Below are 15936 nucleotides of genomic sequence, written 5' to 3' on the forward strand. Positions count from 1 at the left end.
TGTGTAAAACAGACCGGATCACATCGCCACGGGATTTCGCTCATGATCTATCGTCCATTGGGCCGCAGCGGCCTGCGGGTGTCCGCCCTGACCCTGGGCAGCATGATGTTCGGCGAACCTACCAGCGTCGACGATTCGCTGCGCATCATCGACAAGGCCTGGGACCAGGGCATCAACTTCATCGACACCGCCGACGTGTACAACGCCGGGCGCTCCGAGGAGATCGTCGGTGAAGCCATCGCCCGCCATCGCCACGACTGGGTGCTGGCGAGCAAGGTCGGTTTCGGCCCGGCCGACGGCCTCCCCAACCGCAGTGGGCTGGGCCGCAAGCATATCTTCAATGCCATCGAGGCCAGCCTGACGCGCCTGGGCACCGATTACCTGGACATCTATTACCTGCACCGCGAAGACCACGGCACACCGCTGGAAGTCACGGTCGGCGCCATGGGCGATCTGCTGCGCCAGGGCAAGATCCGCCACTGGGGCGTGTCCAACTTCCGCGGCTGGCGCATCGCCGAGATCTGCCACCTGGCCGAGCGCCTGGGCGTGCCGAAGCCGGTGGTCAGCCAGCCGCTGTACAACATCGTCAACCGCCAGGCCGAACCCGAACAGTTCCACGCCGCGGCCCACCATGGCCTGGGCATCGTGCCGTTCAGCCCGTTGGCCCGTGGTGTGCTCAGCGGCAAGTACGCCCCCGGTGCCGCACCGCAGGCCGGTACGCGTGCCGGTCGCCAGGACAAGCGCATCCTGGAAACCGAATGGCGCCCCCAGTCCCTGGCCATCGCCCGCACGCTTGAGGCCTACACCCAGGACAAGGGCGTGGGCATGGTCGAGTTCGCCATCGCCTGGGTACTCAACAACCAGCTGGTCAGTTCGGCCATCGTCGGCCCGCGCACTGAAGCCCAGTGGGACACCTACAGCGGCGCATTGCAGGTCAAGATCAGCGCCGAGGACGAAGCCTTCATCGATTCGCTGGTGACGCCGGGCCATGCCTCGACCCACGGCTTCAACGACGTCGCCCACTTCGTCAGCGGGCGCCTGCCACGCTGAGGCCGTTGCCCAGCAGGTGGCCGATGGCAGCCCTGAGCTTCATCGGCCGCACCGGCTTGTGCAACAAGGCATGGCCACGTTCACGCACCTGTTGCTTGAGCTCGCTGCTGTAGTTGGCCGTGATCATCAGCGCCGGTAGCGGCGTCGGGCGCTGGGCATTGATCGCCGCCAGCGCATCGACGCCGTTGCGTTCGCCATCGAGGTGATAGTCGGCGATCATCAGGTCAACGTCGGCATGGCCGATATCGACCTGGCGCGCCAGGTCTTCTTCGCTCAAGGCGGTCACCACCTCGCAGCCCCATTGCATCAGCAAGGTGGCCATGGCGGCGCAGATCGCCGCATCGTTATCCAGCACCCAGATCCGCGCACCGGCCAGGCGTATTTCCGACACCTCAGCCAACGCAAGGGCCTGTGGCGGTCGGGCTGCACTGTCGGCGCGGGGCACTTCGACGGCAAACACCGAGCCTTTTCCCGGCACCGAGCGCAGCTCAATGCGGTGCCCGAGGATCCCGGCGATCTTCTCGACAATCGCCAGGCCCAACCCCAGGCCGCGGTCCTGGTCGGGGCGCTGCACATCGCCGCGCTTGAATTCCTGGAAGACTTCTTCGCGCTTGTCTTCGGCGATGCCGATACCGGTATCCCAGACTTCGATCCACACCCGCCGCTCCCGCCGCCGGCAACCCAGCACAACACGCCCTTGCCGGGTGTAGCGGATGGCATTGCTGAGCAGGTTGCGCAGGATCCGCGCCAGTAGCTGGATGTCGCTGTGCACGTACAGGTTACAGGGATGGTAGGACAGGCACAGGCCTTCGCTGCTGGCAGCGTGGGCATACTCGATGGCCAGGTTGTCGAGCAGGTCGGTCAGGGCAAAGGTCGCAAGGTCTGCCTGTATGACACCGGCATCGAGCTTGGAGATATCCACCAGGGTACCGAGCAGGCTCTCCACATCGTCGAGCGAATGGCTGACGCTGCGCACCAGGCCCGGGTTGGCGCTGTGCTGTTCGAGCAAGGCGCTGGTGAACAGCCGCGCCGCGTTCAGCGGTTGCAGCAGGTCATGGCTGACGGCGGCCAGGAACTTGGTCTTGGACAGATTGGCCTGCTCGGCCTCCTGCTTGGCCCGGGTCAGCTCGGCGGTGCGCTCACGCACTCGTACTTCCAGGTGCTGGTAGGCCTGGTGCAGGGCCTCGGCGCTACGCCGGCGCTCGGTGATGTCGCGGATCAGCACGAAAATGCCGACCACCTCGCCGCTGGCCGCACGATTGGGCACATAGGAGCGCAGCATGTAGCGCTCCTGACCGTTGACGTGGGTTTCGGCGCACTCGAACGTCACGCTCTCCCCCGCCAGTGCCCGGGCGATGTAGCCTTCCAGGCGCTGGTAGTGCTCGGGGCTGTGGACGTCGCGCAGGCGTTGCCCGAGCATCACTCCCCGTGGCCAGCAGTACCATTGCTCATAGACCTGGTTGGTGAACTCATAGACCAGCTCGGCATTGAGGTAGGCAATCAGGGCCGGCACGTGGTCCGTGATCAGGCGAATCCAGCGCTCGCTCTCGCTCAATGTCTCGGCGTGCTGGTAGCGCTCGGTGATATCGGTGAAGGTGTTGACGAAGCCTCCGGTGGGTAGCGGATGGGTACGGATCTCCAGCATGCGGCCGTCGTACAGGCGCTGTTCCCGTTCATGGATGCAGCGTCCGTTGGCGTCGCGGCTGTCCGGGGTCAACAACGCCAGCTCGCTGTCGGCGATCACTTCGGCGAACGGTCTGTGGGCGGCAATCGGGGCCAAGCCGCTGAGCTCCAGGAAACGCCGGTTCCACAGCTCCAGCATGCCGTCGGCATTGACCATGGCCACACCCTGGGACAGGTTGTCCACAGCGCGCTGTAACAGGTGCGACTTCTGCGCCACCGCCTGTTCGCGGCGGCGGGTTTCGCTGTGCTTGAGTTCGGTGATGTCGGTGAACAGCATGACCCGGCCACCGTCGCGGGTCGGCCGCTCGCTGACCTGCAACCAACGACCGTTGTGCAGGCAATAGAGCCCGTGTTCGTCGCCCGCGCCGCGGTGCTCTTCGTTGAACAGGCCGCTGCCGTGCATCAGGCGCTTGATCTCGGCCAGGCGCATGCCGCTGATGATGCGTATCCGGCTGTTGGCCCAGAAGGTGTTGAAACGGCTGTTGAACAGCACGATGCGCAGGTCCTGGTCGAACAGCACAAAGGCGTCGGAGATGCTCTCGATGGCATCGACCAGGTGCTGATGAGCGGTTTCGGCGCGCAGCCGGGCATCGCTGAGCAAGCGATTGCTGGCCTTGAGTTCGATCAGGGTCTGGTTCAGGGTGTCGGTGCGTTCACGCACTTGTTCGGCCAGTGCCACCGAATGCTGGAACGCTGCGTAGGCATCGTCCGGGCGCACCGCACCGGACTCCAGGCGTTCGATCAGCGCCGCATTGATGTGCAACAGCTTGCGGTTGGCTCGACGCAGCGCCTCAAGCTCAAGGTTCGAGTCGCTGGCGCGGGCGTCCGATGGCGACACCGGTGAAGGTCTGATTGATATGGGTGCCATTGAACTGTTCCCCGTAGGAGTTGAAACCCAGCACCTGCCGACTGCGCAGGAAGTCGCCGACCGCGGCAAGCGCATCGCTGCCCTCAAGCTCCAGGCGGCGCAGGAAGCAATCACAGCCGATACACACCAGCAATGGCCCGAGGCGCTCGTGCAGGCCGTCGAACAGTGACTGCAGGTTGGCCAGTAACGGCCCCGGGCGCATGGCGGTGAGGACGATGCCGTTCTCCACCGCACAGTAGAAACTCAGGCTCAAGTCGTCGTGCACCTGCTGGATGGCGCGCACGTAATGGCGATCATTGAGCCGCACTGCCAGGGGATGGGCGGCGAATACCCGCTGGTCCAGGGCGCTGACCGGCACACCGATCAGGCGTGCGTACTCCTCGGCTGCCGGCTCCGCGTTGAGTTCATGGACCCGGCGCAACTGGCGGTCGGCACGGGTCACCACCAGCTTCTCGCGGCGCGGCTGCAGGTGATGGGTGGTGAAGACTTCGAAATCCAGCCAGGTGTTGACCAGCAGCACCACCGCCGCGCCGCTGTGAAAGGCGCCGTCGTAGTACACGTGGGTATGGCTGAGCTGGTTGTCGTCACCGGCCGACCCGCCAAAGTGCGGAATATCGCCCAGTGCCGCGCTGAGGGCGGCCAGCACGGTTTCTTCACGGCTGGAAAGCCCGTCGAGCAGGGTCAGGGCAAAGCTGTGTCCCTTGATCGGTGCCAGGCTGTTGCTACGACAGCCCGCCACCAGACGCTCGACCATGGCCTGGGCGGCAATCAGGCTGAACTGCTCCATGGCATCGATGCGTTCGGCGGCGATGGAGAACTGGCGATGATCGAAGCCCAGGGCGGTGACGCAGCCACGTTCGTAGCCTTCGGGCGTGATCTCGCCGGCGCTGGTGCAACCGGCCAGGCGAATCCCGCCGAAACTTTGCTGCAACGCCTGGGCCAGGGCCGGCAGGTCGTAGCCGGGCGAGCAAAAGAACAGCACGAAGCCCAGATGCGGGTGCAGCAACTGGGCGGCTAGCGCCTGGGCCACCTGGTCGGCGGCGCTGGCCCGCGATACGGCGCAGGTGACGCCTTCGCTCGGGTACGGGTGCATGAGACGGGCTCCGCCCTGGATGATGCAAGCAGTCTAGGGAGGCGCCCAGGTAAGACGAATGCTACTTGGGTAGTGGGTCGGGCTGGCATTGGTCGTAGCCGCTGCCGAGGTACGAGGCAGTCGCCAGCCAGGCACCTCGGTCAGCCGGTTCTACGACCGCTGCGCGGCCGATCGCAGCCTGGCGGCAGCGGCTACGACGCGACCGGTGTCGCCGCTGCCGAGGTACGAGGCTGCGACCGACTGCCTGTAGGAGCGGGCTTGCCCCGCGATGCGTCGCTGCGTTCAATCGCGGGGCAAGTCGAGTCGTCGCATCGCCGCTCTCACCAATCGCTGCCGAGGTACGAGGCTGCGATCGACTGCAACGCAGTCGCCACCCCGGCACCTCGGTCAGCCGGAGTTACGCCCGCTGGATGAAACCCCATGTCGCTCAGGGGGTCACGATGTTGAAGCTGGGCTGGAAGCTGGCCAGCATGCCGAGCATCGCCTTGAAGCGCTGGGCATCGCCCTCGATCTTGATATCGCCCTGCTTGATCGCTGTCGGGAAGTCGAGCTGGCGCAGGCTGATCAGGTCCAGCGCCGCCTTGCTCATGGTCACTGTGGCATCGGCACGCTCATGGCTCGCGTGTTCGCGCCAGGTCAGTACGCCATTGCGCAAGGTCAGGGCAAAATGCTGGTCGAGGTCGTCGAAGTTCCAGTTCAGGGTCATGTCGTGGCCCTGGGCCTTGTCCGAATCCATGCGCACGGCCAGCACATCCATGAACATCGCCGGCGTTGCCGCGCGCACTAGGTCGGCAATGGCACGGCCGCCCCGGGGGACCTCGACCTTGCGCAACTCCTGGGCGCCCGTCAGGTAGATGTTGCGCCAGATCGCCGACTCACTGCGATAACCCAACTGCTCCAGGGCATCGGCCTGCGCCTCGCGGGCGGCCTTGTTGTCAGGCTCGGCGAACACCAGGTGGTTGCCCAGTTGCGTCGCCCAGCGGTAATCGCCCTGCTCCATCGCCGCGCGCATCAGTGTCAGCACCTTGTCTGCCCCGCCCAGCGCTTCGACGTAGCGCTGGCCGGCCTGCTGCGGCGGCAACGGGTCGAGGTTGGCCGGATTGCCGTCGTAAAAGCCCAGGTAACGCTGGTAGACGGCGCGGCTATTGAAACTCAGGTTGCCGTAGTAGCCCCGGGCATACCATTTGTGATCGAGCTCGCCGGGCAGTGCTTTGATCGCATCGGCGATCTCCAGTGGTGTCATGCCCTGGTTGAGCAGGTGCAAGGTGCGGTTATTGATGAAGGCGTACATGTCGCGCTGGTCGGCCAGCATCGTGCGAATGCCGTCGGCGCCCCAGGTTGGCCAGTTGTGCTGGGCGAACATCACCTGGGCCTTGTCGCCGTAGCGCACCAGACTGTCGTCGATGAACCGGGACCAGGCCTTGGCGTCCCGGACCTCCGCGCCCCGTGGCGTGAGCACGTTGTGCATCGACATCACCGCGTTTTCAGCCATGCACAGCGCCTGCAGCTGCGGCAGGTACAGGTTCATCTCCGCCGGTGCCTCGGTGCCGGGGGTGAGCTGGAACTCCACCTGCACGCCAGCGATTTCATGGCTTTCCAGGGGCTGTACGATCAGGTCGGTCGGCGCGATCAGGCTGATGCTGCCCCCCTGCGGCACGGCCTTGCCGATGCCGGTATCCACCTGCCCGCGTTCGCTCCTGGCTACCGCGCTACCGCTCTGGTACGCGCCTCGACGAAACATCGCAGTGCCCGCCAGGACGTTCTCCTGGATCGCGTGCTCCATGAAGCCGTTCGGGGCATAGATACGCACGTTGCCAGCCTTGACGTCCGCCTCGTCGACCACGCCGCGCACGCCGCCAAAATGATCGGCATGGCTATGGGAGTAGATGACCGCCACCACCGGCTTGCGCGGGCGGTGCCGGTAGTACAACTCAAGGCCGGCCCTGGCGGTCTCGGTGACATAGAGCGGATCGATGATGATCAGCCCGTCGTCGCCTTCGATGATGGTCATGTTGGCAAGATCGATGCCGCGAATCTGGTAGACCTTGTCGGTCACCTCGAACAGCCCGGCGTTGGCATTGAGCTGCGCCTGGCGCCACAGGCTGGGGTTGACCGTGTCAGGGGCCTGCGCCTGCTTGAGGAAGTCATACTGCTGCAATGACCATACCGGCTTGCCCTCGGCATTCTTCACCTCACCCTCGAAGGCCGCCACCAGTCCCCGGCGGGCGGCGTCAAAGTCGGCGCGGTCCTGGAACGGCAGCTGCTTGAGCACGCCCTGATTGACGGCGGCGGTGGTCGGGCTGGCAGCCTTTGCCGGGTCGGCTGCCGGGGCGTCCTGGGCCCAGGACGGCGCACTGGACAAGGCAATGGCAGTGAAAAGAGCACATAGGCGATAGCGCATACGAATCCTTATGGGTGTCCACGGTGTTCAGCATGGATGACCGACGTAGCGTAAGTCCCTGTTCGGCTAGCCACCCCCCTCGATTGGGAGGGGTATGGCAATGGCGGTCGGCGCGTTGTCGCTTGGCGCACCCAGCGGTGCTGGGCTTTACTTTAATAGATGTACCCAGAAGCCTCTTCGCGACATTCACTGGCGGGAGCCCTGCCATGAACACGTCTGTTTTTGCGCTGGTCGCGGTACTCTCGGTGATAGCGGGTTGTTCGTCCGACAAGGATGCCTATCGTAACCAGCCACTGGTTGCGCGGGTCGAGACGGGCATGACCAAGGAGCAGGTCCGGCAGATTGGCGGGCAGCCCCTGCTGGAGTCCGACCGCACAGTGGTGCCTGGCACCTGCTTTGATTACATGCTCGTGCAGGCGGGCATGCAGCAGCCTTACTACGTCAGCTTCGATCTGGGCGAACACGTCGACCACACGGGCTTCATGACCTGCGCGCAATGGAGCACTGCCCAGGCGAAATCCAGGGAACCTCCCTCGAACATGGGCGGTATGGGTGGCGCGGGTTATTGATCTGTTGCCGCTGCTCAATCCTTGCGCTTGCGCGGGTTTTCCCGATCGCGCCGACGCGCCAGGGCAGCGCCCCAGGCCAGGATGGCGGCGGAGGCGATCAGCATCGCCGCCAGCATCACGTAGCCCCAGGGTATGTCGTTCATGCTCCAACACCCGGGGCATCGACCATGCCCTGATTGAGAGGAATAGGCTGGAGCCACGCATTCATGCCAGGCGTGCCAGTACGGTAATAGCAGTATAGAAGCACTCTGGACGCCCATCTAACGGGGTTTCCCGACATCCACCCAGCGAAATACGTGAATCGCCCTTTCGATATGCGGTCAGTGAAGGCACAATGCGTGTCCTTTTTTTGGCTGGCCAAGCCTGGGGCCTGGAAATGATCAATACGCCGTACTACCTCATCGATAAACAAAAGCTGCTGCAGAACATGCAGAAGATCGCCTACGTGCGCGAAAAGTCCGGGGCCAAGGCCCTGCTGGCACTCAAGTGCTTCGCCACCTGGTCGGTGTTCGACCTGATGCAGCAGTACATGGACGGCACCACGTCGTCGTCGCTCTACGAGCTCAAGCTCGGTCGCCAGAAGTTCGCCGGCGAAACCCACGCCTACAGCGTGGCCTGGGCCGATGACGAAATCGGCGAGATGATCGAGAACTGCGACAAGATCATCTTCAACTCCATCGGCCAATTGCAGCGCTTTGCCGAGCAGACCGAAGGCACCGTGCGCGGCCTGCGGGTCAACCCGCAAGTGAGCAGCTCGGATTACCTGCTGGCCGACCCGGCGCGTCCGTTCAGCCGCCTGGGCGAGTGGGACCCGGTGAAAGTAGAAGGCGTGATCGATCAGATCTCCGGCTTCATGTTCCACAACAACTGCGAAAACGCTGACTTCGAGCTGTTCGACAAGATGCTCGGACACATCGAGGAGCGCTTCGGCCACCTGCTGCACAAGGTCGAGTGGGTCAGCCTGGGTGGCGGCATCCACTTCACCGGTGACGACTACGCCCTGGACGCCTTCTGCGCGCGCCTGAAGGCCTTCTCCGAGCAATACGGCGTACAGGTCTACCTGGAGCCGGGCGAAGCGGCCATCACCCAGAGCGCCTCGCTGGAAGTCACCGTGCTCGACACCCTGTACAACGGCAAGCACCTGGCCGTGGTCGACAGCTCCATCGAAGCGCACATGCTGGACCTGCTGATCTACCGCCTCAACGCCAAGATGGCGCCCAACGACGGCGAACACACCTATATGGTGTGCGGTAAGTCCTGCCTGGCCGGTGACATCTTCGGCGAGTATCAATTCGATCGTCCGTTGGCCATCGGCGATCGGCTGTCGTTCGTTGACGCAGCGGGTTACACCATGGTCAAGAAAAACTGGTTCAACGGCCTGAAAATGCCGTCCATCGTTGTGAAACAACTCGACGGTACTGTCGAGGTGGTTCGCGAGTTTGGTTTCGAAGACTACTTGTCCAGCCTGTCTTGAGCTGGCAGTAAAGGAGAGAAAGAGAAATTGAAGAAGAACGTTCTTATCATTGGTGCAGGAGGTGTCGCCAAGGTGGTGGCCCACAAGTGCGCGCAGCACAACGACGAACTCGGTCGTATTGCTATCGCGTCGCGCAACATCTCCAAATGCCAGGCCATCATCGACAGCGTCAAGGCCAAGGGCAGCCTCAAACAGCCCGCTGAAATCGCCGCTTACGCGCTCAATGCGCTGGATGTCGAAGCGACCAAGGCGCTGATCCGCGAAACCGAATCGCAGATCGTCATCAACGTCGGCTCCGCCTTCCTCAACATGTCGGTGCTGCGTGCCTGCATCGATACTGGCGTGGCCTACCTGGACACCGCCATTCACGAAGAGCCGGGCAAGATCTGCGAGACGCCGCCATGGTACGGCAACTACGAGTGGAAACACCTCGAGGAGTGCCAGCAGAAGAACGTGACCGCCATTCTCGGCGTGGGCTTCGACCCGGGCGTTGTCAACGCCTATGCAGCCCTGGCAAAACAACAGTATTTCGACCGCATTGATTCGATCGACATTCTCGACGTCAATGCCGGATCCCATGGCAAGTACTTCGCCACCAACTTCGACCCGGAAATCAACTTCCGCGAATTTACCGGGCAGGTGTGGAGCTGGCAGAACAGCCAGTGGACCAGCAACACCATGTTCGAAGTCAAGCGTACCGATGACCTGCCGGTGGTGGGTTCGCAGAACCTGTACCTGACCGGTCACGACGAAGTGCACTCGCTGTCCAAGAACCTGGACGTGCCCAACGTGCGCTTCTGGATGAGTTTCGGCGAGCACTACATCAACGTGTTCACCGTGCTGAAGAACCTCGGCCTGCTCTCCGAGCAGCCGGTCAAGACCGCCGAAGGCCTGGAAGTGGTACCGCTCAAGGTGGTCAAGGCCGTGCTGCCTGACCCGGCGTCGCTGGCGCCTGGCTACACCGGCAAGACCTGCATCGGTGACCTGGTCAAGGGCACCAAGGACGGCCAGCCGCGTGAGGTGTTCATCTACAACGTCGCCGACCACGAAGAAGCCTACGCCGAGACCGACAGCCAGGGTATTTCCTATACCGCTGGCGTGCCGCCGGTAGCCGCCGCCCTGCTGGTCGCCCGTGGCGAGTGGGACGTGCAGCGCATGGTCAACGTCGAGGAGCTGCCAGCCGAGCCGTTCCTCAAGGCGCTGGACGTGATGGGTCTGCCGACCCGCGTCAAGGACGAGCACGGCGACCGTCCCTGGAACTGATGGTTCCCTGTAGGAGCGGGCTTGTCCCGCGATTGCGTTATGCCAGATAGCACGCGATCGCGGGGCAAGCCCGCTCCTACATTTGAATACCTGCAATGCTTATTGTTTTGTTTATCTTTTAAATAATCCCCACCTCAACGTTGATCTGGCGCAAGTTGCCGCCGGTCGTAATACGTCACAGTCTCCAAGCCATCCCAAGTTCGTGATCTACGCTGAACCAAGGTTCGGCTGGAGATACTTCAATGTCATTGGCTGAAGAACAAAAATCCACGCGCCGCAAGGAAGTCCGGCTGTTCATCTTTCTTGTCGCCTGCCTCTTTCCCCTGCTCTCGGTCGCCATTGTCGGTGGCTACGGCTTCATTGTCTGGTTCCTGCAGATGATCTACGGTCCGCCTGGGCCGCCCAACTGACCTTGTTCATCGGAGCCCGCCCATGGATGACGCGCTGCATATCGCCAGTCTTGTCGTACTTGCCCGCCCGGAACTGTTTGAAGCAGTAAAAGCCAACTTGCGCCTGCTCGAAGGTATTGAACTGCATCAGGAAAGTACGGCCGGAAAGTTGGTGGTGGTACTTGAAGCCCGAGACGAACAACAGATCCTGCAACGCATCGAACAGATCAACAATTTGCCAGGCGTACTCAATGCCGCGTTGATCTACCACGAACTCCTCGACCCCGCAGGTGAGCAGCAATGAGCATGACCCGCCGTGAATTCGCCAAGGCCCAGGCCGCGGCCATTGCCGCAGCCGCCGCCGGCCTGCCGATCTACACCACCGCCAGCAACCTGATCACCGAAGCGGACATGGTCAGCCTGGACTGGAACAAGGCGCCCTGCCGCTTCTGCGGCACCGGGTGCAGCGTGATGGTGGCCACCCGCGACAACCGCGTGGTCGCGACCCATGGCGACGTCAAGGCCGAGGTCAACCGCGGACTGAACTGCGTCAAGGGCTACTTCCTGTCGAAGATCATGTATGGCGTCGACCGCCTGACCCAACCGCTGCTGCGCATGAAGAACGGCCAGTACGACAAACAGGGCGAATTCCAGCCGATCAGCTGGGACAAGGCCTTCGACATCATGGCCGACAAGTACAAGCAAGCCCTGAAGAACAAAGGCCCCGAGTCGATCGGCATGTTCGGTTCCGGGCAATGGACCGTCTGGGAAGGCTATGCCGCCAACAAGCTGATGAAGGCCGGCTTTCGCAGCAACAACATCGACCCCAACGCCCGCCACTGCATGGCCTCGGCAGTCATGGGCTTCATGCGCACCTTCGGCATGGACGAGCCCATGGGCTGCTACGACGATATCGAAGTCACCGACGCCTTCGTGCTCTGGGGCTCGAACATGGCCGAGATGCACCCGATCCTCTGGAGCCGGGTCACCGACCGGCGCCTGAGCCAGCCGCAGGTCAAGGTCGCGGTGCTGTCGACCTTCGAACACCGCAGCTTTGAGCTTGCCGACATCCCCATGGTGTTCAAACCACAGACCGACCTGCTGATCCTCAACTACATCGCCAACCACATCATCCAGAGCGGCGCGGTGAACAAGGACTTCATCAGCAAGCACACCCGCTTCGCCAAGGGCGCCGACGACATCGGCTACGGCCTGCGCCCGGACAACCCGCTGGAGACCGGGGCCAAGAACGCCGACAAGGCCAACACCTGGAGCGACATCGATTTCGACCAGTTCGCCGCCTTCGTCCGGCCCTATACCCTTGAGCGCACGGCCAAAGAAACCGGCGTGCCCGCCGAGCGCCTCAAGGCGTTGGCCGAGTTGTATGCCGACCCCAAGCGCAAGGTCGTGTCGTTCTGGACCATGGGCTTCAACCAGCACACCCGCGGGGTCTGGGCCAACAACCTGATCTACAACATCCACCTGCTCACCGGCAAGATCAGCGAACCGGGCAACAGCCCCTTCTCGCTCACCGGCCAGCCGTCCGCCTGCGGCACCGCCCGCGAGGTCGGCACCTTCTCCCATCGTCTGCCGGCCGACCTGGTGGTGACCAATCCCAAGCACCGCGCCACCGCCGAAAAGATCTGGAAGCTGCCCGCCGGGACGATCCAGGAAAAGGTCGGCTTCCACGCCGTGCAACAGAGCCGCATGCTCAAGGACGGCGTGCTCAACGTGTACTGGACCCAGGCCAGCAACAATATGCAGGCAGGTCCCAACATCATGCAGGAAGTGCTGCCGGGCTGGCGCAAGCCGGAGAACTTCGTGATCGTTTCCGATGTGTACCCCACCGTCTCGGCCCAGGCCGCCGACCTGATCCTGCCCAGCGCCATGTGGGTGGAAAAGGAAGGCGCCTTCGGCAATGCCGAACGCCGTACCCAGTTCTGGCATCAGCTGGTCAGTGCACCGGGGGACGCGCGCTCGGACCTGTGGCAACTGGTGGAATTCTCCAAGCGCTTCACCACCGACGAAGTCTGGCCCGCCGACCTGCTGGCCAAGGCGCCCGAGTACAAGGGCAAGACCCTGTTCGAGGTGCTGTTCAAGAACGGCCAGGTCGATCAGTTCCCGGTGGAGCAACTGGAAGCCGGCTTCAAGAACGATGAAGCCAAGGCCTTTGGCTTCTACCTGCAAAAGGGCCTGTTCGAGGAATACGCCCAGTTCGGGCGCGGCCACGGCCACGACCTGGCGACCTTCGACCGCTACCACAGCGAGCGCGGGCTGCGCTGGCCGGTGGTCGATGGCAAGGAGACCCGCTGGCGCTACCGCGAGGGCCTCGATCCCTATGTCGAAGCCGGCAGCGGCGTGCAGTTCTATGGCTACCCGGACAAGAAAGCGATCATCTTCGCCCTGCCCTACGAGCCGCCGGCCGAAGCACCGGATGACGAGTACCCGTTCTGGCTGAGCACCGGCCGGGTGCTGGAGCACTGGCACACCGGCAGCATGACCCAGCGGGTCGAGGAGCTGTACCGGGCCGTGCCGGATGCCCTGGTGTACATGCACCCCGATGACGCCAAGGCCATGAACGCCCGGCGTGGCAGCGAGGTGAAACTGGTCAGCCGCCGTGGCGAGATGCGCGCGCGCATCGAGACCCGTGGGCGCAACAAACCGCCCCGTGGCCTGGTGTTCGTGCCCTTTTTCGACGCCAACAAGCTGATCAACAAGGTCACCCTCGACGCCACCGACCCGATCTCCAAGCAGACCGACTACAAAAAATGCGCCATCCGTATCGAGCTGATCAGCGTGGCCTGAGGAGCGCCGTCATGACTATCCGAATCCTGCCGTTGCTGCTGTTCGCCGTGATTGGCGCAGTGATCGCCGCCGATGTCGACTATCCGCTCGATGCCCCGGGGCCCGACGGACGCCGCCCCGGCGGTACCCTGACCCAGAGCATGCCGGCACCGCCCCTTGCCAATGACGAAAACAAGGACCTCAAGCGCGAGCGCAACTACCCCGACCAGCCGCCGACCATTCCCCACAGCATTCGTGGCTATCAGATCGACAAGAACGGCAACAAGTGCCTGTCTTGCCACAGCCGCGCCAACAGCGCCCGCAGCCAGGCAACCATGATCAGCATCACCCACTACATGGACCGAGACGGCCAGGCCCTGGCGGCGGTGTCACCGCGCCGGTACTTCTGCAACCAGTGCCACGTGCCGCAGAAAGAGGTGCAGCCGCTGGTGGGCAACAGTTTCGAAACCATCGACAAGATCCTGCAGGACGACGCCGAAGCCGCAGGCAAGCAACCTTGAGGAGGCGCCATGAAAGCACTGTTCGCCCTGCTTAAGGAGTACTGGGGCATCCTCTGTCGGCCCAGCGTCTACTTCAGCCTGGGGTTCCTGACCCTGGGCGGGTTCATCGCCGGGATCATCTTCTGGGGTGGTTTCAACACTGCCCTGGAGATGACCAACACCGAGAAATTCTGCGTGTCGTGCCATGAGATGCGCGACAACGTCTTCGTCGAGCTCAAGGAGACCATCCACTACACCAACCGCTCCGGCGTGCGCGCCAGTTGCCCGGACTGCCACGTGCCCCACGAGTGGACCCACAAGATCGCGCGCAAGATGCAGGCGTCCAAGGAGGTCTGGGGCAAGATCTTCGGCACCATCGACACCCGCGACAAGTTCCTCACCCTGCGCCGCGAACTGGCCGAGCATGAATGGGCCAGGCTCAAGGCCAACGACTCGCGCGAGTGCCGCAACTGCCACAACTTCGAGTTCATGGATTTCACCCGCCAGAGCAAGCGGGCGGCGGCGATGCATTCCACCTCGCTGGCCAAGGGCGAGGCGACCTGCATCGATTGCCACAAGGGCATTGCCCACAAGTTGCCCGACATGCACGGGGTCAAGGGCTGGTGACCTTGCGGCCGCTTCGCGCCCGATCGCAGCCTGGCGGCAGCGGCTACAGCTGGCCTGTAATGGTGTAGCCGCTGCCGAGGCACGAGGCTGCGATCGACTGCGCAGCAGTCGCAATCGGATCGATACGTAGGGGTAGGCAACCCCGGGTTTCACAAGCCGCTGGTCACCTTGGTCCACAAGCGGGTGACCTGGCGCATCACCTTGGGTGGCATGGCCTTGAGCGTGAACAATGATTTCATCACTTGCGGCGCAGGGTACATCGCCGGGTCGTCGCGCAAGACCTGGTCCACCAGCGGGGTCGCTGCGGCATTGCCATTGGGGTAATGAATGGCATTGCTGATATCGGCGATGACCTTGGGTTCGAGCAGGTAGTTCATGTAGGCATAGCCGCTGTCCGGGTTCGGCGCGTTGCGCGGCATGACCACCATGTCGACCGCCAGGGTCGAGCCCTCCCTGGGGATGCTGTAACCGATCTCGACACCGTTGTGCGCCTCACGGGCAATCGAGGCGGCCTGGGCGATGTCGCCGCTGAAGCCGATGGCCACGCAGATATTGCCGTTGGCCAGGTCGCTGACGTACTTGGACTGGTGAAAGTACTGCACGTAGGGTTTTACCTTGAGCAAGGCCGCCTCGGCCTGCTTGTAGTCGGCCAGGTTCTCGCTGTCGTGCCTGAGCCCCAGGTAGTTGAGGGTGATGGGCAACAGCTGGGTCGAGTTGTCGATGAAGGCGACCCCGCACTGGCTGAGTTTCTCGATGTTCTTCGGATCGAACAGCAGGTCCCAGCTCTGGGTGATGGCGGTATCGCCGAAGATCGCCTTGAGCTTCTCGACGTTGTAGCCAATGCCGACCGTAACCCACATGTAGGGAAAGCCATAGGCATTGCCGGGGTCGTTGACCTCCAGCATCTTCAGTAGCTGCGGATCGAGGTTGTGCCAGTTCGGCAGCTTGCTCTTGTCCAGCTTCTGCAAGGCGCCCGCCTTGATCAGTTGTGCCAGGAAGTGGTTGGAGGGGCTGACCACGTCATAGCCGCTGCTGCCGGTGATGAGCTTGGCCTCGAGCATCTCGTTGCTGTCGATCAGGTCATAGGTGGTCTGGATACCGGTCTGAGCTGTGAAATTGCTCAAGGTATCGCCGGCGATGTAGTTGCTCCAGTTGGAGATCCGCACGCTGTCGGCCGCCATGGCGACCCCGCTGGAGGCGGTGCACAGGGCAAGGGTGAGCTGTTTGAGGGTGAT

14 protein-coding genes are annotated in these 15936 nt (G+C 63.1%); 9 read left to right on the forward strand and 5 right to left on the reverse strand.

The features are described from left to right. The first annotated feature begins 42 nt into the window (after positions 1-42). Positions 43-1050, forward strand: coding sequence for an aldo/keto reductase (locus ACIQUS_RS09215; RefSeq protein WP_403045805.1), 1008 nt, complete (start codon positions 43-45; stop codon positions 1048-1050). Here the strand turns inward: ACIQUS_RS09215 and ACIQUS_RS09220 are convergent. The 3 genes from ACIQUS_RS09220 to ACIQUS_RS09230 form a co-directional block, all read right to left on the reverse strand. Further along, positions 1028-3601 carry a NahK/ErcS family hybrid sensor histidine kinase/response regulator gene (locus tag ACIQUS_RS09220; protein WP_403045807.1) on the reverse strand — a complete coding sequence of 858 codons (2574 nt, stop codon included), beginning with the start codon at positions 3599-3601 and terminating at the stop codon, positions 1028-1030. The two genes, ACIQUS_RS09215 and ACIQUS_RS09220, sit on opposite strands and share 23 nt — an antisense overlap. Further along, positions 3531-4694, reverse strand: a complete 1164-nt coding sequence (gene nosP / locus ACIQUS_RS09225) for a nitric oxide-sensing protein NosP (protein ID WP_403045810.1) — start codon at positions 4692-4694, stop codon at positions 3531-3533. Before nosP ends, ACIQUS_RS09220 begins: the two co-directional genes overlap by 71 nt. 427 nt (positions 4695-5121) lie before the next feature. Continuing rightward, positions 5122-7095 carry an alkyl/aryl-sulfatase gene (locus ACIQUS_RS09230; RefSeq protein WP_403045812.1) on the reverse strand — a complete coding sequence of 658 codons (1974 nt, stop codon included), beginning with the start codon at positions 7093-7095 and terminating at the stop codon, positions 5122-5124. Positions 7096-7301: 206 nt separating this feature from the next. Between ACIQUS_RS09230 and osmE the strand changes: the two genes are divergently transcribed. Beyond that, positions 7302-7664, forward strand: coding sequence for an osmotically-inducible lipoprotein OsmE (gene osmE, locus ACIQUS_RS09235; RefSeq protein ID WP_403045815.1), 363 nt, complete (start codon positions 7302-7304; stop codon positions 7662-7664). A 14-nt stretch (positions 7665-7678) separates the two neighbouring features. On the opposite strand, the gene ACIQUS_RS09240 is transcribed toward osmE, so the two are convergent. Next, positions 7679-7807, reverse strand: coding sequence for a hypothetical protein (locus tag ACIQUS_RS09240; protein ID WP_403045818.1), 129 nt, complete (start codon positions 7805-7807; stop codon positions 7679-7681). A 233-nt stretch (positions 7808-8040) separates the two neighbouring features. On the opposite strand from ACIQUS_RS09240, the gene nspC reads away from it, so the two are divergent. From nspC to ACIQUS_RS09275, 7 genes are all read left to right on the forward strand, one after another. After that, the gene (gene nspC, locus ACIQUS_RS09245; RefSeq protein WP_403046115.1) at positions 8041-9138 is read left to right on the forward strand and encodes a carboxynorspermidine decarboxylase; all 1098 of its coding nucleotides are present in this window, start codon (positions 8041-8043) and stop codon (positions 9136-9138) included. A 27-nt stretch (positions 9139-9165) separates the two neighbouring features. Then, a complete protein-coding gene (locus tag ACIQUS_RS09250; RefSeq protein WP_403045820.1) occupies positions 9166-10401 on the forward strand; it encodes a saccharopine dehydrogenase family protein in 1236 nt (411 codons plus the stop codon). 242 nt (positions 10402-10643) lie between these two features. After that, complete coding sequence (napE, locus tag ACIQUS_RS09255; RefSeq protein ID WP_403045823.1) at positions 10644-10811, forward strand: periplasmic nitrate reductase, NapE protein; 168 nt, start codon at positions 10644-10646, stop codon at positions 10809-10811. A 22-nt stretch (positions 10812-10833) separates the two neighbouring features. Beyond that, on the forward strand, positions 10834-11094 hold the full coding sequence (locus ACIQUS_RS09260; protein WP_403045825.1) for a chaperone NapD: 261 nt from the start codon (positions 10834-10836) through the stop codon (positions 11092-11094). Further along, positions 11091-13595, forward strand: a complete 2505-nt coding sequence (napA, locus tag ACIQUS_RS09265; protein WP_403045828.1) for a nitrate reductase catalytic subunit NapA — start codon at positions 11091-11093, stop codon at positions 13593-13595. Before ACIQUS_RS09260 ends, napA begins: the two co-directional genes overlap by 4 nt. A gap of 11 nt (positions 13596-13606) precedes the next feature. Next, positions 13607-14095 carry a nitrate reductase cytochrome c-type subunit gene (locus ACIQUS_RS09270; RefSeq protein WP_403045831.1) on the forward strand — a complete coding sequence of 163 codons (489 nt, stop codon included), beginning with the start codon at positions 13607-13609 and terminating at the stop codon, positions 14093-14095. Between the two features lie 9 nt (positions 14096-14104). Beyond that, positions 14105-14701, forward strand: coding sequence for a cytochrome c3 family protein (locus ACIQUS_RS09275; RefSeq protein ID WP_285865562.1), 597 nt, complete (start codon positions 14105-14107; stop codon positions 14699-14701). Positions 14702-14850: 149 nt separating this feature from the next. On the opposite strand, the gene ACIQUS_RS09280 is transcribed toward ACIQUS_RS09275, so the two are convergent. Further along, positions 14851-15936, reverse strand: coding sequence for a polyamine ABC transporter substrate-binding protein (locus ACIQUS_RS09280; protein ID WP_403046118.1), 1086 nt, complete (start codon positions 15934-15936; stop codon positions 14851-14853).

The sequence above is a fragment of the Pseudomonas sp. NPDC090755 genome, from assembly GCF_044769005.1.
Taxonomy (GTDB): Bacteria; Pseudomonadota; Gammaproteobacteria; order Pseudomonadales; family Pseudomonadaceae; genus Aquipseudomonas.